The 14603-nt window shown below is 70.3% G+C and carries 12 protein-coding genes; 8 read left to right on the top strand and 4 right to left on the bottom strand.

Going from position 1 to position 14603, the window contains the following annotated elements; all coding sequences use genetic code 11:
- Positions 1-19: 19 nt before the first annotated feature.
- A complete protein-coding gene (rnc, locus tag OG522_RS11130) occupies positions 20-832 on the top strand; it encodes a ribonuclease III (RefSeq protein WP_329462805.1) in 813 nt (270 codons plus the stop codon).
- A 134-nt stretch (positions 833-966) separates the two neighbouring features.
- Entirely contained in the window at positions 967-1827 is an 861-nt protein-coding gene (gene mutM / locus OG522_RS11125; protein ID WP_329462804.1) for a bifunctional DNA-formamidopyrimidine glycosylase/DNA-(apurinic or apyrimidinic site) lyase, read from the top strand.
- On the opposite strand, the gene OG522_RS11120 is transcribed toward mutM, so the two are convergent.
- Positions 1800-2210, bottom strand: coding sequence for a winged helix-turn-helix transcriptional regulator (locus OG522_RS11120; RefSeq protein ID WP_329462802.1), 411 nt, complete (start codon positions 2208-2210; stop codon positions 1800-1802). The two genes, mutM and OG522_RS11120, sit on opposite strands and share 28 nt — an antisense overlap.
- Positions 2211-2372: 162 nt before the next feature.
- Here OG522_RS11120 and OG522_RS11115 point away from each other — a divergent pair, with 162 nt between their 5' ends.
- On the top strand, positions 2373-2963 hold the full coding sequence (locus tag OG522_RS11115; protein ID WP_329462801.1) for a flavodoxin family protein: 591 nt from the start codon (positions 2373-2375) through the stop codon (positions 2961-2963).
- 169 nt (positions 2964-3132) lie between these two features.
- On the opposite strand, the gene OG522_RS11110 is transcribed toward OG522_RS11115, so the two are convergent.
- Positions 3133-4056 carry a CAP domain-containing protein gene (locus tag OG522_RS11110; RefSeq protein WP_329462800.1) on the bottom strand — a complete coding sequence of 308 codons (924 nt, stop codon included), beginning with the start codon at positions 4054-4056 and terminating at the stop codon, positions 3133-3135.
- A gap of 178 nt (positions 4057-4234) precedes the next feature.
- Between OG522_RS11110 and OG522_RS11105 the strand changes: the two genes are divergently transcribed.
- From OG522_RS11105 to OG522_RS11090, 4 genes are all read left to right on the top strand, one after another.
- Entirely contained in the window at positions 4235-4528 is a 294-nt protein-coding gene (locus OG522_RS11105) for an acylphosphatase (protein ID WP_329462799.1), read from the top strand.
- A 379-nt stretch (positions 4529-4907) separates the two neighbouring features.
- Positions 4908-5126 (top strand): hypothetical protein, encoded by a 219-nt coding sequence (locus OG522_RS11100; RefSeq protein WP_053727915.1) that lies wholly within the window; start codon positions 4908-4910, stop codon positions 5124-5126.
- A 303-nt stretch (positions 5127-5429) separates the two neighbouring features.
- Positions 5430-8990 (top strand): chromosome segregation protein SMC, encoded by a 3561-nt coding sequence (gene smc, locus OG522_RS11095; protein ID WP_329462798.1) that lies wholly within the window; start codon positions 5430-5432, stop codon positions 8988-8990.
- A gap of 224 nt (positions 8991-9214) precedes the next feature.
- The gene (locus OG522_RS11090) at positions 9215-10633 is read left to right on the top strand and encodes a sugar porter family MFS transporter (RefSeq protein WP_329462797.1); all 1419 of its coding nucleotides are present in this window, start codon (positions 9215-9217) and stop codon (positions 10631-10633) included.
- Between the two features lie 70 nt (positions 10634-10703).
- Here the strand turns inward: OG522_RS11090 and OG522_RS11085 are convergent, their stop codons facing one another.
- Entirely contained in the window at positions 10704-11669 is a 966-nt protein-coding gene (locus OG522_RS11085; protein ID WP_329462796.1) for an LLM class flavin-dependent oxidoreductase, read from the bottom strand.
- Positions 11670-11738: 69 nt separating this feature from the next.
- Entirely contained in the window at positions 11739-13193 is a 1455-nt protein-coding gene (locus OG522_RS11080) for a cytosine permease (protein ID WP_329462795.1), read from the bottom strand.
- Positions 13194-13387: 194 nt separating this feature from the next.
- Between OG522_RS11080 and ftsY the strand changes: the two genes are divergently transcribed.
- On the top strand, positions 13388-14596 hold the full coding sequence (ftsY, locus tag OG522_RS11075) for a signal recognition particle-docking protein FtsY (protein WP_329462794.1): 1209 nt from the start codon (positions 13388-13390) through the stop codon (positions 14594-14596).
- Positions 14597-14603 lie beyond the last annotated feature (7 nt).

Below are 14603 nucleotides of genomic sequence, written 5' to 3'. Positions count from 1 at the left end.
GCGGCTGGTGAGAGGCCCGATGTCTGAGTCCAACGCCAAAAAGGCGGACAATAACACGGCCTCGTCCCACACGCTTCTGGAAGGGCGGCTCGGGTATCAGCTCGAGTCCGCCCTTCTGGTGCGTGCGCTCACCCACCGTTCGTACGCGTACGAGAACGGCGGTCTGCCGACCAATGAGCGGCTCGAGTTCCTCGGGGACTCGGTGCTCGGTCTGGTCGTCACCGACACGCTGTACCGCACCCACCCCGATCTCCCGGAAGGCCAACTGGCCAAACTCCGGGCCGCGGTGGTCAATTCTCGTGCGCTCGCGGAGGTGGGCCGCGGGCTCGAACTCGGCTCCTTCATCCGGCTCGGCCGGGGTGAAGAGGGCACGGGCGGCCGGGACAAGGCGTCCATCCTCGCCGACACCCTTGAAGCGGTGATCGGCGCGGTCTATCTCGACCAGGGTCTTGGGGCGGCGTCCGCGCTCGTCCACAAGCTGTTCGACCCCCTGATCGAGAAGTCCTCGAACCTCGGGGCCGGCCTGGACTGGAAGACCAGTCTCCAGGAGCTGACGGCGGCCGAAGGGCTCGGCGTGCCCGAGTACCTGGTCTCCGAAACCGGTCCTGACCACGAGAAGACCTTCACTGCTGCCGCCCGCGTCGGTGGTGTCTCGTACGGCACCGGCACCGGCCGCAGCAAGAAGGAAGCGGAGCAGCAGGCCGCGGAGTCGGCATGGCGGGCCATTCGGGCCGCCGCCGACGAGCGGGCCAAGACGGCGGCCGAGGCCCCCGTCGTGGTCGAGGCCGATGGCGGGTCGCCGACCCCCGCCGCCGGCGGATCGGCGGCCTGACGCCCCCTTCCTTCGAGCCCCCGCCCAGCGCACTCCGGTGCCGGGCGGGGGCTCAGCCTTTTCCCGCCGGGCGTGGCCCCCCCACGACCGGGGTCCGCGACAACTCCCGCTGGGCCGACGGGTATTCTGCGCCCATGCCTGAGCTGCCTGAAGTCGAAGTGGTCCGCCGCGGACTCGAACGCTGGGTGGCCGGGCGCATCGTGGCGGACGTCGAGGTGCTGCACCCGCGCGCCGTGCGCCGCCACCTCGCCGGCGGCGAGGACTTCGCGGCGCGGCTCAAAGGCCACCGGATCGGCATCGCGCGGCGGCGCGGTAAGTACCTGTGGCTGCCCCTCGCCGACACCGACGCCTCCGTACTCGGCCACCTCGGCATGAGCGGCCAGCTGCTCGTCCAGCCGGAGGACGCCCCCGACGAGAAGCATCTGCGCATCCGGATCAGGTTTCAGGACGCGGCGGGCACAGAGCTGCGTTTCGTCGACCAGCGGACATTCGGCGGCCTTTCGCTGCACGACAACACCCCCGACGGGCTGCCCGACGTCATCGCGCACATCGCCCGGGACCCGCTGGACCCCGAGTTCGACGACGAGCTCTTCTTCGCCGCGCTCCGGCTGCGCCGCACCACGGTCAAACGAGCACTGCTCGATCAATCGCTCATCAGCGGCGTCGGCAACATCTACGCCGACGAGGCACTCTGGCGAGCCCGGCTGCACTACGACCGCCCGACCGCGACTCTCACCCGACCCAAGGCGGCCGAACTCCTGGGCCACGCACGGGACGTGATGAACGCGGCGCTCGCCGTCGGCGGCACCAGCTTCGACAGCCTCTACGTCAACGTCAACGGCGAATCCGGATACTTCGAGCGCTCACTCGACGCGTACGGACGCGAGGGCGAGCCGTGCCGACGGTGCGGGACCCCGATGCGCAGGCGCCCCTGGATGAACCGCTCCAGCTACTTCTGCCCGAAGTGTCAGAGGGTCCCGCGTGCCACGTCGTAGGTCTGCTGCGCCGCGAGGACCGTGGGCATCCGCTCCTGCACGAAGTGGATGAGCGCCAGCAGCCGCTCGGCCACCTCCTGGCCCAGCGGCGTCAGTTCGTAGTCGACCCGCGGCGGGTTCGTCGGCTGTGCCTCGCGGTGTACGAGTCCGTCGCGCTCCAGGGAGTGCAGCGTCTGGGAGAGCATCTTCTCGCTCACGCCGTCGATCCGGCGACGCAGCTCGTTGAACCGGAAGCTCCCCTCGTACAGAGCACCCAGGGTCAGGCTGCCCCAGCGCCCCGTGACGTCCTCCAGCGTGCCCCGGGACGGGCAGTTCTTGGAGAACACGTCGAACGGCAGGTCGGCGGCGGCGATGAGAGCGGCGGTACAGGAGTTCTCGGCCATGCCGCAACGATACTCCCGCACAGCGCAAGCTCAAGGGTTGCGCTAACCAAAAGTTAGTGCTTACCTGGGTGCAGCGCCGCAGCGGGCAGCTGCCGCGAGGCCGGAACACCGGCCGCCGCGCCTGCCCCGCCGCTTGACCGTCCTCATGAGGAGATTCCTGCCGTGACCACTCCCGTCGTCTCGATCGCCTACCACTCCGGATACGGCCACACCGCCGTCGTCGCCGAGGCCGTGCGCAACGGTGCCGCCGAGGCCGGCGCCACCGTCCACGTCATCGCTGTGGACACCATCACCGACGCCGAGTGGGATCTGCTCGACGCCTCCGACGCCGTCGTGTTCGGCTCGCCCACCTACATGGGCACCGCGTCCGGCGCCTTCCACGTCTTCGCCGAGGCCACCTCCAAGCGCTGGTTCGGCGACGCGTGGCAGGACAAGCTGGCTGCCGGTTTCACCAACTCCGGCGCCAAGAGCGGCGACAAGGGCCACACCCTTCAGTTCTTCCAGACGCTGGCCGCCCAGCACGGCATGCACTGGGTCAACCTCGGCCTGAAGCCGGGCTGGAATACGAGCACGGCCTCCGAGCAGGACCTCAACCGCCTCGGCTTCTTCTCGGGCGCGGGCGCCCAGACCAACGCCGACCAAGGCCCCGAGGCCGTCCACAAGGCCGACATAGCGACCGCTGAGCACCTGGGCCGCCGCATCGCCGAGACCGCGCGCATTTTCGTCGCGGGCAAGGCCGCCGTCAGCGCCTGATGGGCGATTGACCGGCCGCGTGATCCGATTCCGCACATACGAAAGGGCCCCCTTCGTTCGTAACGAAGGGGGCCCTTTCGTGCGCGTACGAGCAAAAGGCGTTCCGCAGTGTTGCGTATGCGTTCAGGAATGAACGATTACCCGGACGGGGCGGTGTCCGGGCAAATGATCAAAAGCCGAAGTCCTGCGTCCACCAGGGGCCGCCGGGGCCGAAGTGGACTCCGACGCCCAGCGACTTGTACTCGCAGTTGAGGATGTTCGCGCGGTGGCCCGGACTGTTCATCCAGGCGTCCATCACGGCCTTGGCGTCGGCCTGACCGCGGGCGATGTTCTCGCCGCCGAGACCCTGGATGCCGGCCTTCGCCGCCCGATCCCACGGCGTCTTACCGTCCGGGTCGGTGTGGTCGAAGAACCCGCGGGCCGCCATGTCGTCGCTGAACGCGGTGGCCAGCGACGCCAGCGCGGCATCCGCCTGCACCGGCATGCAGCCGACCTGCGCCCGCTGCTGGTTGACCAGCGACACCACCGTGGCGGCGGCCGACACCTCGGCGGACGGCACCTCGGCGGACGGCACATCGGCCGACGGCGCCTGCACGCGCTGCTGGGGGACGACGGCCGAGGGCGCGACCGGCGGCACGACGGGCCGGGCGGCCGGTTTCGACGCGGGGGGCGTCGAGGGCTTGCGCGGGGCGGGCGGCGCGGAGGACGGCGCCTGCGGCGTGGCCGAAGCGCTGGGGGAGGGGGCGGTCGACGGCAGGTGCGCGGCCTTGGCCGTCGCGCTGGGCGTCGGCGCCGCGCTGCTCGGCTTCTGCGACTCACCGCCCTGCGCCTGCACATTGGGCGTACCGCTCGGGTGGAGCTCGCCACCGGCCATGGTGTCGCCGCTCACCTTGTACGTACCGCCACCGGGCAGCAGCCCCGAGGCGACGGCCACGGCGCCCACCGCCACCGCGGCGGAGACGCCGAGCAGCCCGGTACGCACGGGCACGAAGGCCCGCTTCTTGCGGCGTGATCCACCCTGGGACCGGCCGTCCGAGCCCTCCGCGAGATCTGCGGGCGCGGGTTCGGCGGCGGAGCGTCGATGGCGTCCCATCTGCTGTGCCTTCCTCAATGCCTGGGCAATGCCTGGTCGCAATGCGAGGGCCGGTGATCGGCCCGGATGATCAAATGCGCACTAACCCATTCGGGTGAGGCTCATTTCGTCGCGACTGTACGCCATGACGCATGGGGTCGAAGTGCTACGTGAGCAATTGGCCGGTTAGCGTGCACCTATGAACGAAGATGCGCACGGAGATGTTCGACTCACGGCCTGGGTGCGCGGGCAAGTGCAACAAGTCGGCTTCCGCTGGTTCACCAGGGCAAACGCGCTGGAAATCGGTGGCCTCACCGGGTTCGCCCTCAATCTGGACGACGGGCGCGTGCAGGTCGTCGCGGAGGGCCCGCGTGAGAATTGCCACCGTCTGCTGGAGTGGCTCCGCTCCGACGACACACCGGGGCGCGTCGACGGTGTGACCGAGATCTGGGACACGGTGCGGGGCGGTTACGACAGCTTCGCGATCCGCTGAGCACTCACTCGTATACGAACGGGAGCCGGCCGCGGTGACACCCCGCGTCCGGCTCGCAACCCCGCGCTGACCTCGAACGATCTGCCTGTTGCCAACGCGCGCTCGGCGTGGAAGGCTGCGGAGGTAAGGATGATCTCCACGCCCCCAGGGCTCCGAGAAGAGGCAGCGCCGCACGTTCCAGCGGCCGCGCGCCCCCGGATTGCCCATGGATACGGGGCGTGATCGTGTTGACCGTCAAACTTTTTGGTGAGACTCTGGAAGCCCCGCGCACCTTAGCTGTTTGGCATGAGAACCGCAGTGAAGTCCAAGCACCGCGGGTGCGATTCCCTCACGACCCACACCGCTTCGGTCGGTCACTCATTGTGGAGGACCATCCATCATGGCAAAGGCGCTTCTCGGTTACGTCGGCGGTTCCGACCCGCGACTCCTCGCCGAGATGCGACGGCTCCAGCAGCGCGTCCAGGACCTTGAGTCCGAGCTGAACCGGATTCAGTCCGAGAACGACGTGCTGTCGGCTGCCGCCGCTTCGCACCGCGGAGATTCGCTGCTCGAAGGCATCGACATCGACGTCCCGCAGGCGGAACCCGCACTCACCTGATCGCGGGGTGAGAGAGGCTTCCGTCGCTCTCGTCGAGATCGAGAGATCCGCAAACACCTGCAAGGTATTGCAAGGGACGCCCCCGGCGTCCCTTCTTTCTTTCCGCCTTGTCACCGATCCGGCGGGCCGTGGGCCGGTCGCCGTTCCTCACCGTCTGATGTGCCCTGCACCTTCCTGGGTGAAACCGTCAACGACTTGTCTTTCCGGGGCGCCGTCCCCGCGTGACCGGCCGAAAACCCCGTGGCAGGCCCGAGCCGGGGAGGTCCGGCGGTCGGAGCGAAGCGAGAGGTAGAGTCCGGCGGCGTGCACCTCAAGGCCCTCACCCTGCGCGGATTCAAATCGTTCGCGTCCGCGACCACGCTGAAGTTCGAGCCGGGCATCACCTGCGTGGTGGGCCCCAACGGCTCCGGCAAGTCCAACGTCGTGGACGCGCTGAGCTGGGTCATGGGGGAGCAGGGCGCCAAGTCGCTGCGCGGCGGCAAGATGGAGGACGTCATCTTCGCCGGGACCACCGGCCGCCCGCCGCTCGGCCGCGCCGAAGTGTCCCTCACCATCGACAACTCCGACGGCGCACTGCCCATCGAGTACGCCGAGGTCACCATCACGCGGATCATGTTCCGCAACGGCGGCAGCGAATACCAGATCAACGGCGACACCTGCCGGCTGCTCGACATCCAGGAGCTGCTCTCCGACTCCGGCATCGGCCGCGAGATGCACGTCATCGTCGGCCAGGGCCAGCTCGACTCCGTTCTGCACGCCGATCCGATGGGGCGCCGGGCCTTCATCGAGGAGGCCGCGGGCGTACTCAAGCACCGCAAGCGCAAGGAGAAGGCGCTGCGGAAGCTGGACGCGATGAAGGCGAACCTCGCCCGCGTGCAGGACCTCACCGACGAACTGCGCCGCCAGCTCAAGCCGCTCGGCCGGCAGGCCGCGGTCGCCCGCCGGGCCGCCGTCATCCAGGCCGACCTGCGAGATGCCCGGCTGCGGCTGCTCGCCGACGATCTCGTACGGATGCGGGAAGCGCTCAGCGCCGAGATCGCCGACGAGGCCGAGCTGCTGCGCCGCAAGGAGAGCGCGGCGGCCGACCTCAAGGCGGCGCTGAACCGCGAGGCCCAACTGGAGGACCAGGTACGGCAGTTGTCGCCCCGGCTCCAGCGGGCCCAGCAGACCTGGTACGAGCTGTCCCAGCTCGCCGAACGGGTACGGGGCACGATCTCGCTCGCCGACGCACGGGTCACGAGCGCGCGGGCGCAGCCCTCCGAGGAGCGGCGCGGTCGTGACCCCGAGGACATGGAGCGCGAGGCCGCCCGCATCCGCGAGCAGGAGGCCGAGCTGGAGGCCGCGCTCGAAGCGGCCGAGCACGCCCTGGAGGACACCGCCCGCCACCGCGCCGACCTGGAGCGGGAACTCGCCGCCGAGGAACGCCGTTTGAAGGATGTGGCACGGGCCATCGCCGACCGGCGCGAGGGCCTGGCCCGGCTGCACGGTCAGGTCAACGCGGCGCGGAGCAGGGCGGGTTCCGCACAGGCCGAGATCGACCGGCTGGCCGCGGCGCGCGACGAGGCGAGGGAGCGCGCGGCCCTGGCCCAGGAGGAGTACGAGGAACTCAAGGCCGAGGTGGACGGCCTCGACGCGGACGACCACGAGCTCGCCGAGGCGCATGACACCGCCAAACGGGGGCTCGCGGAGGCCGAGGCCGCGCTCGGCGCCGCCCGCGAGGAGGCGACCGCCGCCGAGCAAAAACGTGCCGCCGTCGCCGCCCGGCACGACGCCCTGGCGCTCGGGCTGCGCCGCAAGGACGGCACGGGCGCGCTGCTCGGTGCCCGCGACGCGCTCACCGGGCTGCTCGGCCCCGCCGCCGAACTGCTCACCGTGACCCCCGGCCACGAGGTGCCCCTCGCCGCCGCGCTGGGCGCCGCCGCCGACGCACTCGCGGTGAGCGGCCCCTCGACGGCCGCCGAGGCCATCCGCCTGCTCCGCAAACAGGACGCGGGCCGCGCCGCACTCCTCGTGAGCGGCGCCCCCGAGCCGGAAGACGACAGAGTGCCTGGACGCGGCGACGCCCCGCCCCGGGCCGCCGATCTCGTGCGCGGGCCCGATGAGCTGATGGCCGCCGTGCGGCGTCTGCTGCGCGGCGTCGTAGTCGTCGGCACGCTGGAGGACGCCGAGGACCTCGTCTACGCGCAGCCCCACCTGATCGCCGTCACCGCCGACGGTGACGTACTCGGCGCGCACTTCGCGCACGGAGGATCGGCCGGGGCGCCCAGCCTCCTGGAGGTGCAGGCCTCCGTCGACGAGGCAGCCGCCGAACTCGCCGAGCTCGCCGTGCGGTGCGCGGAGCTCGGCGATGCGCAGCGCACGGCGCAGCAGCGACGCGGTGAACTGGCCGTTCAAGTAGAGGAGTTGGGGGAGCGGCGGCGCGCCGCCGAGAAGGCGAAGTCGTCCGTCGCCCAGCAGCTCGGGCGGCTCGCGGGGCAGGCCCGGGGCGCGGCCGGCGAGGCCGAGCGCACCGAAGCGGCCGCCGCCCGCGCCCAGGAAGCCCTGGAGAAGGCCACCGAGGAGGCCGAGGAACTGGCCGAGCGGCTGCTCGTGGCGCAGGAGATGCCGGTCGAGGAGGAGCCCGACACCTCGGTGCGGGACCGGCTCGCGGCCGACGGGGCCAACGCCCGCCAGACCGAAATGGAGGCCCGGCTCCAGGCCCGTACCCACGAGGAGCGGGTCAAGGCGCTCGCCGGGCGGGCCGAGGCGCTGGATCGCGGGGCCCGCGCCGAACGCGAGGCGCGCGCCCGCGCCGAGAAGCGCCGCGCCCGGCTGCGCCACGAGGCGGCGGTGGCCGGGGCCGTCGCGTCCGGCGCCCGCACCCTGCTCGCCCACGTCGAGGTGTCGCTGGCGCGGGCCGAGCGGGAGCGGGCCGGCGCCGAGGCCGCCAAGGCCGGGCGGGAGCAGGAGCTGACCGCGGCCCGGCTCGCCGGGCGCGATCTCAAGGCGGAACTCGACAAGCTGACGGATTCGGTTCACCGCGGCGAGGTACTCGGTGCCGAGAAGCGGCTGCGGATCGAGCAGCTGGAGACCAGGGCGCTGGAGGAGCTGGGGGTCGAGCCGGCCGGACTCGTGGCCGAATACGGGCCCGACCAGCTGGTGGCCCCCTCGCCGCCCGCCGAGGGAGAGGAACTGCCGGATGATCCTCATCACCCGCGCAACCAGCCGGTCCCCTATGTGCGCGCCGAGCAGGAGAAGCGGCTGCGGGCCGCCGAACGGGCCCATCAGCAGCTGGGCAAGGTCAACCCGCTCGCCCTGGAGGAGTTCGCGGCGCTTGAGGAGCGCCACAAGTTCCTCTCCGAGCAGCTGGAGGACCTCAAGAAGACCCGCACCGATCTCCTTCACGTCGTGAAGGAGGTGGACGAGCGGGTCGAGCAGGTCTTCACGGAGGCCTACCGGGACACGGCCAGGGAGTTCGAGGGCGTGTTCTCGCGGCTCTTCCCGGGCGGCGAGGGCCGGCTGATCCTGACCGACCCCGGCAACATGCTCGCCACCGGCGTCGACGTCGAGGCGCGCCCGCCGGGCAAGAAGGTCAAGCGGCTCTCGCTGCTGTCGGGCGGAGAGCGCTCGCTGACCGCCGTGGCGCTGCTCGTCTCCATCTTCAAGGCCAGGCCCAGCCCGTTCTACGTGATGGACGAGGTCGAGGCGGCACTCGACGACACCAACCTCCAGCGGCTGATCCGGATCATGCAGGAGCTCCAGGAGGCCTCGCAACTGATCGTGATCACGCACCAGAAGCGGACCATGGAGGTCGCCGACGCCCTGTACGGCGTCTCGATGCAGGGCGACGGCGTTTCCAAGGTCATCAGCCAGCGACTGCGCTGACCTGGGACGACGGCCGAGCGTGACAGCACTTCTTCAAGACTTGAACAATTGGCGGCATGTCGTGCCTGTAAATTCACACCCAAGCAGGTATTGACTTCGAAACTTGAAGGCATAGTCTCTGCAACGTTGCTTTTACCTTCAAGTGGTGGGTGGCGGGAAGCTATGCGCCACTTGAAGGAGTCCCCCACGCCCCGCGACGCTGCGGGGCGGCTCCAGGAGTACACGTGACCACTACCGCGCAGGCGCAGGCGTCCGGAGGCGGCAAGACCGCGCCGGACCACCTCGGCCATGTCATCTTCATCACGGCGGCGGCCGCGATGGGCGGCTTCCTCTTCGGCTACGACAGTTCCGTGATCAACGGCGCCGTAGAGGCGATCCGCGACCGGTACTCCATCGGCTCGGGGACGCTCGCCCAGGTCATCGCCGTCGCCCTGATCGGCTGCGCGATCGGCGCCGCCACCGCGGGCCGGATCGCCGACCGCATCGGGCGCATCCGCTGCATGCAGATCGCGGCGGTGCTGTTCACCATCAGCGCCATCGGCTCCGCGCTGCCCTTCGCGCTCTGGGACCTGGCCTTCTGGCGGATCATCGGCGGCTTCGCCATCGGCATGGCCTCGGTCATCGGCCCCGCCTACATCGCCGAGGTCGCCCCGCCCGCCTACCGCGGCCGGCTCGGCTCCTTCCAGCAGGCCGCCATCGTCATCGGCATCGCGATCTCCCAGCTCGTCAACTGGGGCATCCTCAACGCTGCCGGCGGCAACCAGCGCGGCAAGATCATCGGCATCGAGGCCTGGCAGGTCATGCTCGGCGTCATGGTGATCCCGGCCGTCCTGTACGGCCTGCTCTCCTTCGCCATCCCCGAGTCGCCGCGCTTCCTCATCTCGGTCGGCCGCGACAGCGACGCCAAGAAGGTCCTCGCCGACGTCGAGGGCAAGGACGTCGACCTGGACGCCCGCGTCGCCGAGATCGAGCACGCCATGCGCTCCGAGCACAAGTCGACCTTCAAGGACCTGCTCGGCTCCAAGTTCGGCTTCCTGCCCATCGTCTGGGTCGGCATCGGCCTCTCGGTCTTCCAGCAGCTCGTCGGCATCAACGTCGCGTTCTACTACTCCTCGACGCTGTGGCAGTCCGTCGGCATCGACCCGTCGAGCTCGTTCCTCTACTCGTTCACCACGTCGATCATCAACATCATCGGCACCGTGATCGCGATGGTCCTGGTCGACCGGGTGGGCCGCAAGCCGCTCGCGCTGGTCGGATCCATCGGCATGGCGATCGCGCTGGCCGTCGAGGCCTGGGCCTTCTCCGCCCACCTCGTCGACGGCAAGCTCCCCAACACCCAGGGCGTCGTGGCCCTGATCGCCGCCCACGTCTTCGTGCTCTTCTTCGCCCTGTCGTGGGGCGTGGTGGTGTGGGTCTTCCTCGGCGAGATGTTCCCGAACAAGATCCGCGCCGCCGCCCTCGGCGTCGCCGCGGCCGCCCAGTGGATCGCCAACTGGGCCATTACCGCCAGCTTCCCGAGCCTGGCGGACTGGAACCTGTCGGGCACGTACGTCATCTACGCGGTCTTCGCCGCGCTCTCGATCCCCTTCGTGCTCAGGTACGTCAAGGAGACCAAGGGCAAGGCGCTGGAGGAGATGGGCTAAACCCCGCTGCCCCGCTCCTCGCACAGCACACTGCCCCGGCTCGCCATCGAGCCGGGGCAGTGTGCTGTCGTCACAGCGCGGGCAGCACCCGTTCGCAGAACAGGTGCAGGCTGCGCCAGCCCTCGTCCACCGGCATCCCGCCGCACAGCGGATGCAGGACGAGACTGTCGGCGGCCAGCGCCGCGCACTGCTCGGGGGTCACGATCCGGTAGACGCCCTCGGCACGCAGCTCGTCCACGGTGGTGGCCGCCGACCTCACCGCCGAGCGGATGTCCTTGGACTGCCAGGACGCGTACATCCGCGCCTCGTGCAGGAAGTGCTCGCCGTACTCGGCCCACGTCCGGTCCGGGTCCTCGGCGACGTGCAGCAGCGTCGTCGTCGCCGCCGGCATCATGCAGAAGCCCTCGGTGCCGTACTCGGCGAGCTTCTCGTTGTAGTACGCCTCGATCTCCGGCAGATGCGCGCTCGGGAAGAACGGCAGCCCGAGCCGGGCCGCGCGGCGGGCCGCGGCCCGCGAGGAGCCGCCCACCAGCAGCATCGGATGCGGCTCGGTGAACGGCCGCGGTGTGACCCGGACCCGGCGCCCCCGGAAGGTGAACTCCTCACCCGTCCACGCCTTCAGGAGGGTCTCGAGCAACTCGTCCTGGAGCCTGCCGCGCCGGCCCCACTCGACGCCCTGCTGCTCGTACTCGGCGGGCCGGTAGCCGATCCCCGCCACCGTCACCAGGCGGCCGCCGCTCACCAGGTCGAGGACCGCGACGTCCTCGGCGAGCCGCAGCGGGTCGTAGAGCGGGCCGATGATCGCGGAGACCGTCACCGCGATGCGGCGGGTGGCGCCGAAGACCGCGCCCGCGAAGGTGAAGGGCGACGGGAGCCAGTTGTTGTCCGCGCCGTGGTGCTCCTCGGTCTGGACGGTGTCGATGCCCCGGTCGTCGGCGTACGCCGCCATCTCCAGGGCCGCCCGGTAGCGGGCGGACAGCGTCTGCGAGGTGGCGGCCGGGTCCACCAGATTCATGCGTACGACCGTGAACGGCATGGGAAATCCCCCTTGGCCGGGAGGCTTGCGGAGAACCCCGGGCGAAGGGGGACGGTAGCTGACGCTACGTCAGACGGCCAGTGTCTCGGGCGACTTGACTTCCTCGGACGGCTCCGGGGCCACCACGGCGGGCTTGGGCAGCACCACGTAGAGCAGGCCGGAGATCACGATGGTGGCGACCCAGCCGAGGCCGTACTCGCCGACCGGGTTGTTCGCGGCCAGCGGGCCGGTGAACCAGTCGGACTTGGTGAACATCAGGCCGCCGAGCAGGCCGACCGCCCAGGCGATGACCGCGGCGGGGGAGAAGCCGCCCTTGTACCAGTAGGCGCTGGTGCGGGTGGTGTCGAGCAGCGCCTTGGCGTCGTACTCGGTGCGGCGCAGCATGTCCGCGCCGAACACGCCGACCCAGGCCGAGAAGGCGACGGCGAGCAGCGAAAGGAAGGCGATGAACGAGCCCATGAAGCTGGTGGCGACCAGCATCAGGACACCGCCGAAGACCAGCGAGATCACCGCGTTCACCGAGACGGCCCAGTGGCGCGGGATCTTGAAGCCGAGGGTTTGCGCGGTGAAGCCCGCCGAGTACATCGACATCGAGTTGATCAGCAGCATGCCGACCAGCGCGATCAGCAGGTACGGCACCGCGATCCACATCGGCAGGATCTCGCCGAGGAAGGACACCGGGTCGGTGGCCGAGGCCAGGTCCGGGGTGGAGACCGCCATGACCGCGCCCATCAGGACCATCGGCAGCACGACGATGCCGGCGCCGCCGACGGAGTTGCCGACGATCGCCTTGGCGGAGGCGGTGCGCGGCAGGTAGCGGGCGAAGTCGGGGGCGGACGGGATCCAGCTGACCCCCCCGGCGGCGATCATGCCGGTGCCCGCGACCATCAGCGAGGTCTTGCCGGCCGGCTGGGCGAAGACCGCGGACCAGTTGGTGTTCATGACGAGGTAGACGAGCACCAGGACCGAGAAGGCGCCGAACAGGTACGTCGCGTACTTGTTGCACTTCTGCACGACGTGGATGCCCAGGCCGGATATCGCGAAGGTGATGACCACGAAGACGGCGAGCGTGACGATGATCAGGAACGTGTTGCTCTTGATGCCGAAGAGGATGTCGAGCACGGTCAGCACCGCATAGGCGCCGGTCACCGCGTTGATGGTCTCCCAGCCCCAGCGCGCCACCCAGATCAGCGAACCGGGCAGCAGGTTGCCGCGCTGGCCGAACACCGCGCGCGAGAGCGCCATGCCGGGGGCGCCGCCGCGCTTGCCCGCGATGCCGATGAGGCCGACCAGGCCGTAGGAGACGATCGGGGCGCACACGGCGACCACGATCGCCTGCCAGAAGTTGAGCTTGTACGCGACGACGAGACTCGCGCCCATCGTGAGCAGCAGCACGCTGATGTTGGCGGCGACCCAGGTGGGGAAGAGTTCGCGGGTTCTCGCGGTGCGCTCCGCGTCCGGCACCGGCTCCAGGCCGCGTGTTTCCAGGGCGCTCTGCGCTTCGTCAGGGGTGCTAGTGCTCATGGGGGTGGAGTTCCGTGCCTCTCGCTCGGCTCGGCGCTGAGCCGGTGGGGGGTGGTCGAAGGGGACTCTACGCGCGTTGATAGGTCTACTTCTATCGTACTTTAATCTGACACCTGCCCCATAATTCCCTTCCGTTCTCGGAGGAAGCCACAATCTGGGCCCTGGCCGGGCCCATACCCGATACTGGGACGGTTATGGAATTCGTCATCCTTGCTGTAGTCATCGCCCTGGTCGCGGTCGGCGCGATCAGCGGGCTCGTGGTCAGCAGCCGCAAGAAGAAGCAGCTGCCGCCCACCGCCCCGCCGAGCACGCCGACCATCACAGCCCCGCCCGCCGAACCTCAGGTCGGTGAGGACGCCGCGGAGACGGCTGAGGAACCGCGCCGCACCATCGAGGAGGTCGGCCTCCCCGAGGCGTCCGCCGCGCCGGTCGTCATCGAGGAGCCGGCCGCACCCGAGATCCCGGCGCTGGAGGTCCCCGAACCCACCGCCGGCCGCCTCGTCCGGCTGCGTGCCCGCCTCGCCCGCTCGCAGAACGCCCTCGGCAAGGGACTGCTCACCCTGCTCTCCCGCGAGCACCTCGACGAGGACACCTGGGAGGAGATCGAGGACACCCTGCTGACCGCCGACGTCGGCGTCGCACCGACCCAGGAGCTGGTCGACCGGCTCCGCGAGCGCGTCAGGGTGCTCGGCACCCGCACCCCCGAGGAGCTGCGCACCCTGCTGCGCGAGGAGCTCCTCGCGCTGCTCGGCCCCGACTTCGACCGCGAGGTGAAGACCGAGGGCGGCGAGACGGTGCCCGGCGTCGTCATGGTCGTCGGCGTCAACGGCACCGGCAAGACCACCACCACCGGCAAGCTCGCCCGCGTCCTGGTCGCCGACGGCAAGTCCGTGGTGCTGGGCGCCGCCGACACCTTCCGCGCCGCCGCCGCCGACCAGTTGCAGACCTGGGGCGAGCGGGTCGGCGCCCGCACCGTGCGCGGCCCCGAGGGCGGCGACCCCGCCTCGATCGCGTTCGACGCCGTCAAGGAAGGCATCGCCGAGGGTGCCGACGTCGTCCTCATCGACACCGCGGGCCGGCTGCACACCAAGACCGGGCTCATGGACGAACTCGGCAAGGTCAAGCGGGTCGTGGAGAAGCACGGCCCGCTGGACGAGATCCTGCTCGTCCTGGACGCCACCACCGGCCAGAACGGTCTGGTCCAGGCCCGGGTGTTCGCCGAGGTCGTGGACATCACCGGCATCGTCCTCACCAAGCTCGACGGCACCGCCAAGGGCGGCATCGTCATCGCCGTCCAGCGTGAACTGGGCGTGCCCGTCAAGCTCGTCGGGCTCGGCGAGGGCGCGGACGACCTCGCCCCGTTCGAGCCGGAGGCGTTCGTGGACGCCCTCATCGGCGAGTAGGCGCTCC

The organism is Streptomyces sp. NBC_01431 (genome assembly GCF_036231355.1).
Classification (GTDB): domain Bacteria; phylum Actinomycetota; class Actinomycetes; order Streptomycetales; family Streptomycetaceae; genus Streptomyces.
The sequence above is the reverse complement of the archived record's forward strand: the minus strand, read 5'-3'. Positions and strand labels throughout refer to the sequence as shown.

Coding starts and splice junctions, on each gene's coding strand:
- rnc (WP_329462805.1), top strand. CDS start 20: ATGTCTGAGTCCAACGCCAAAAAGGCGGACAATAACACGGCCTCGTCC.
- mutM (WP_329462804.1), top strand. CDS start 967: ATGCCTGAGCTGCCTGAAGTCGAAGTGGTCCGCCGCGGACTCGAACGC.
- OG522_RS11120 (WP_329462802.1), bottom strand. CDS start 2,210: ATGGCCGAGAACTCCTGTACCGCCGCTCTCATCGCCGCCGCCGACCTG.
- OG522_RS11110 (WP_329462800.1), bottom strand. CDS start 4,056: ATGGGACGCCATCGACGCTCCGCCGCCGAACCCGCGCCCGCAGATCTC.
- OG522_RS11105 (WP_329462799.1), top strand. CDS start 4,235: ATGAACGAAGATGCGCACGGAGATGTTCGACTCACGGCCTGGGTGCGC.
- OG522_RS11100 (WP_053727915.1), top strand. CDS start 4,908: ATGGCAAAGGCGCTTCTCGGTTACGTCGGCGGTTCCGACCCGCGACTC.
- OG522_RS11085 (WP_329462796.1), bottom strand. CDS start 11,669: ATGCCGTTCACGGTCGTACGCATGAATCTGGTGGACCCGGCCGCCACC.
- OG522_RS11080 (WP_329462795.1), bottom strand. CDS start 13,193: ATGAGCACTAGCACCCCTGACGAAGCGCAGAGCGCCCTGGAAACACGC.
- ftsY (WP_329462794.1), top strand. CDS start 13,388: ATGGAATTCGTCATCCTTGCTGTAGTCATCGCCCTGGTCGCGGTCGGC.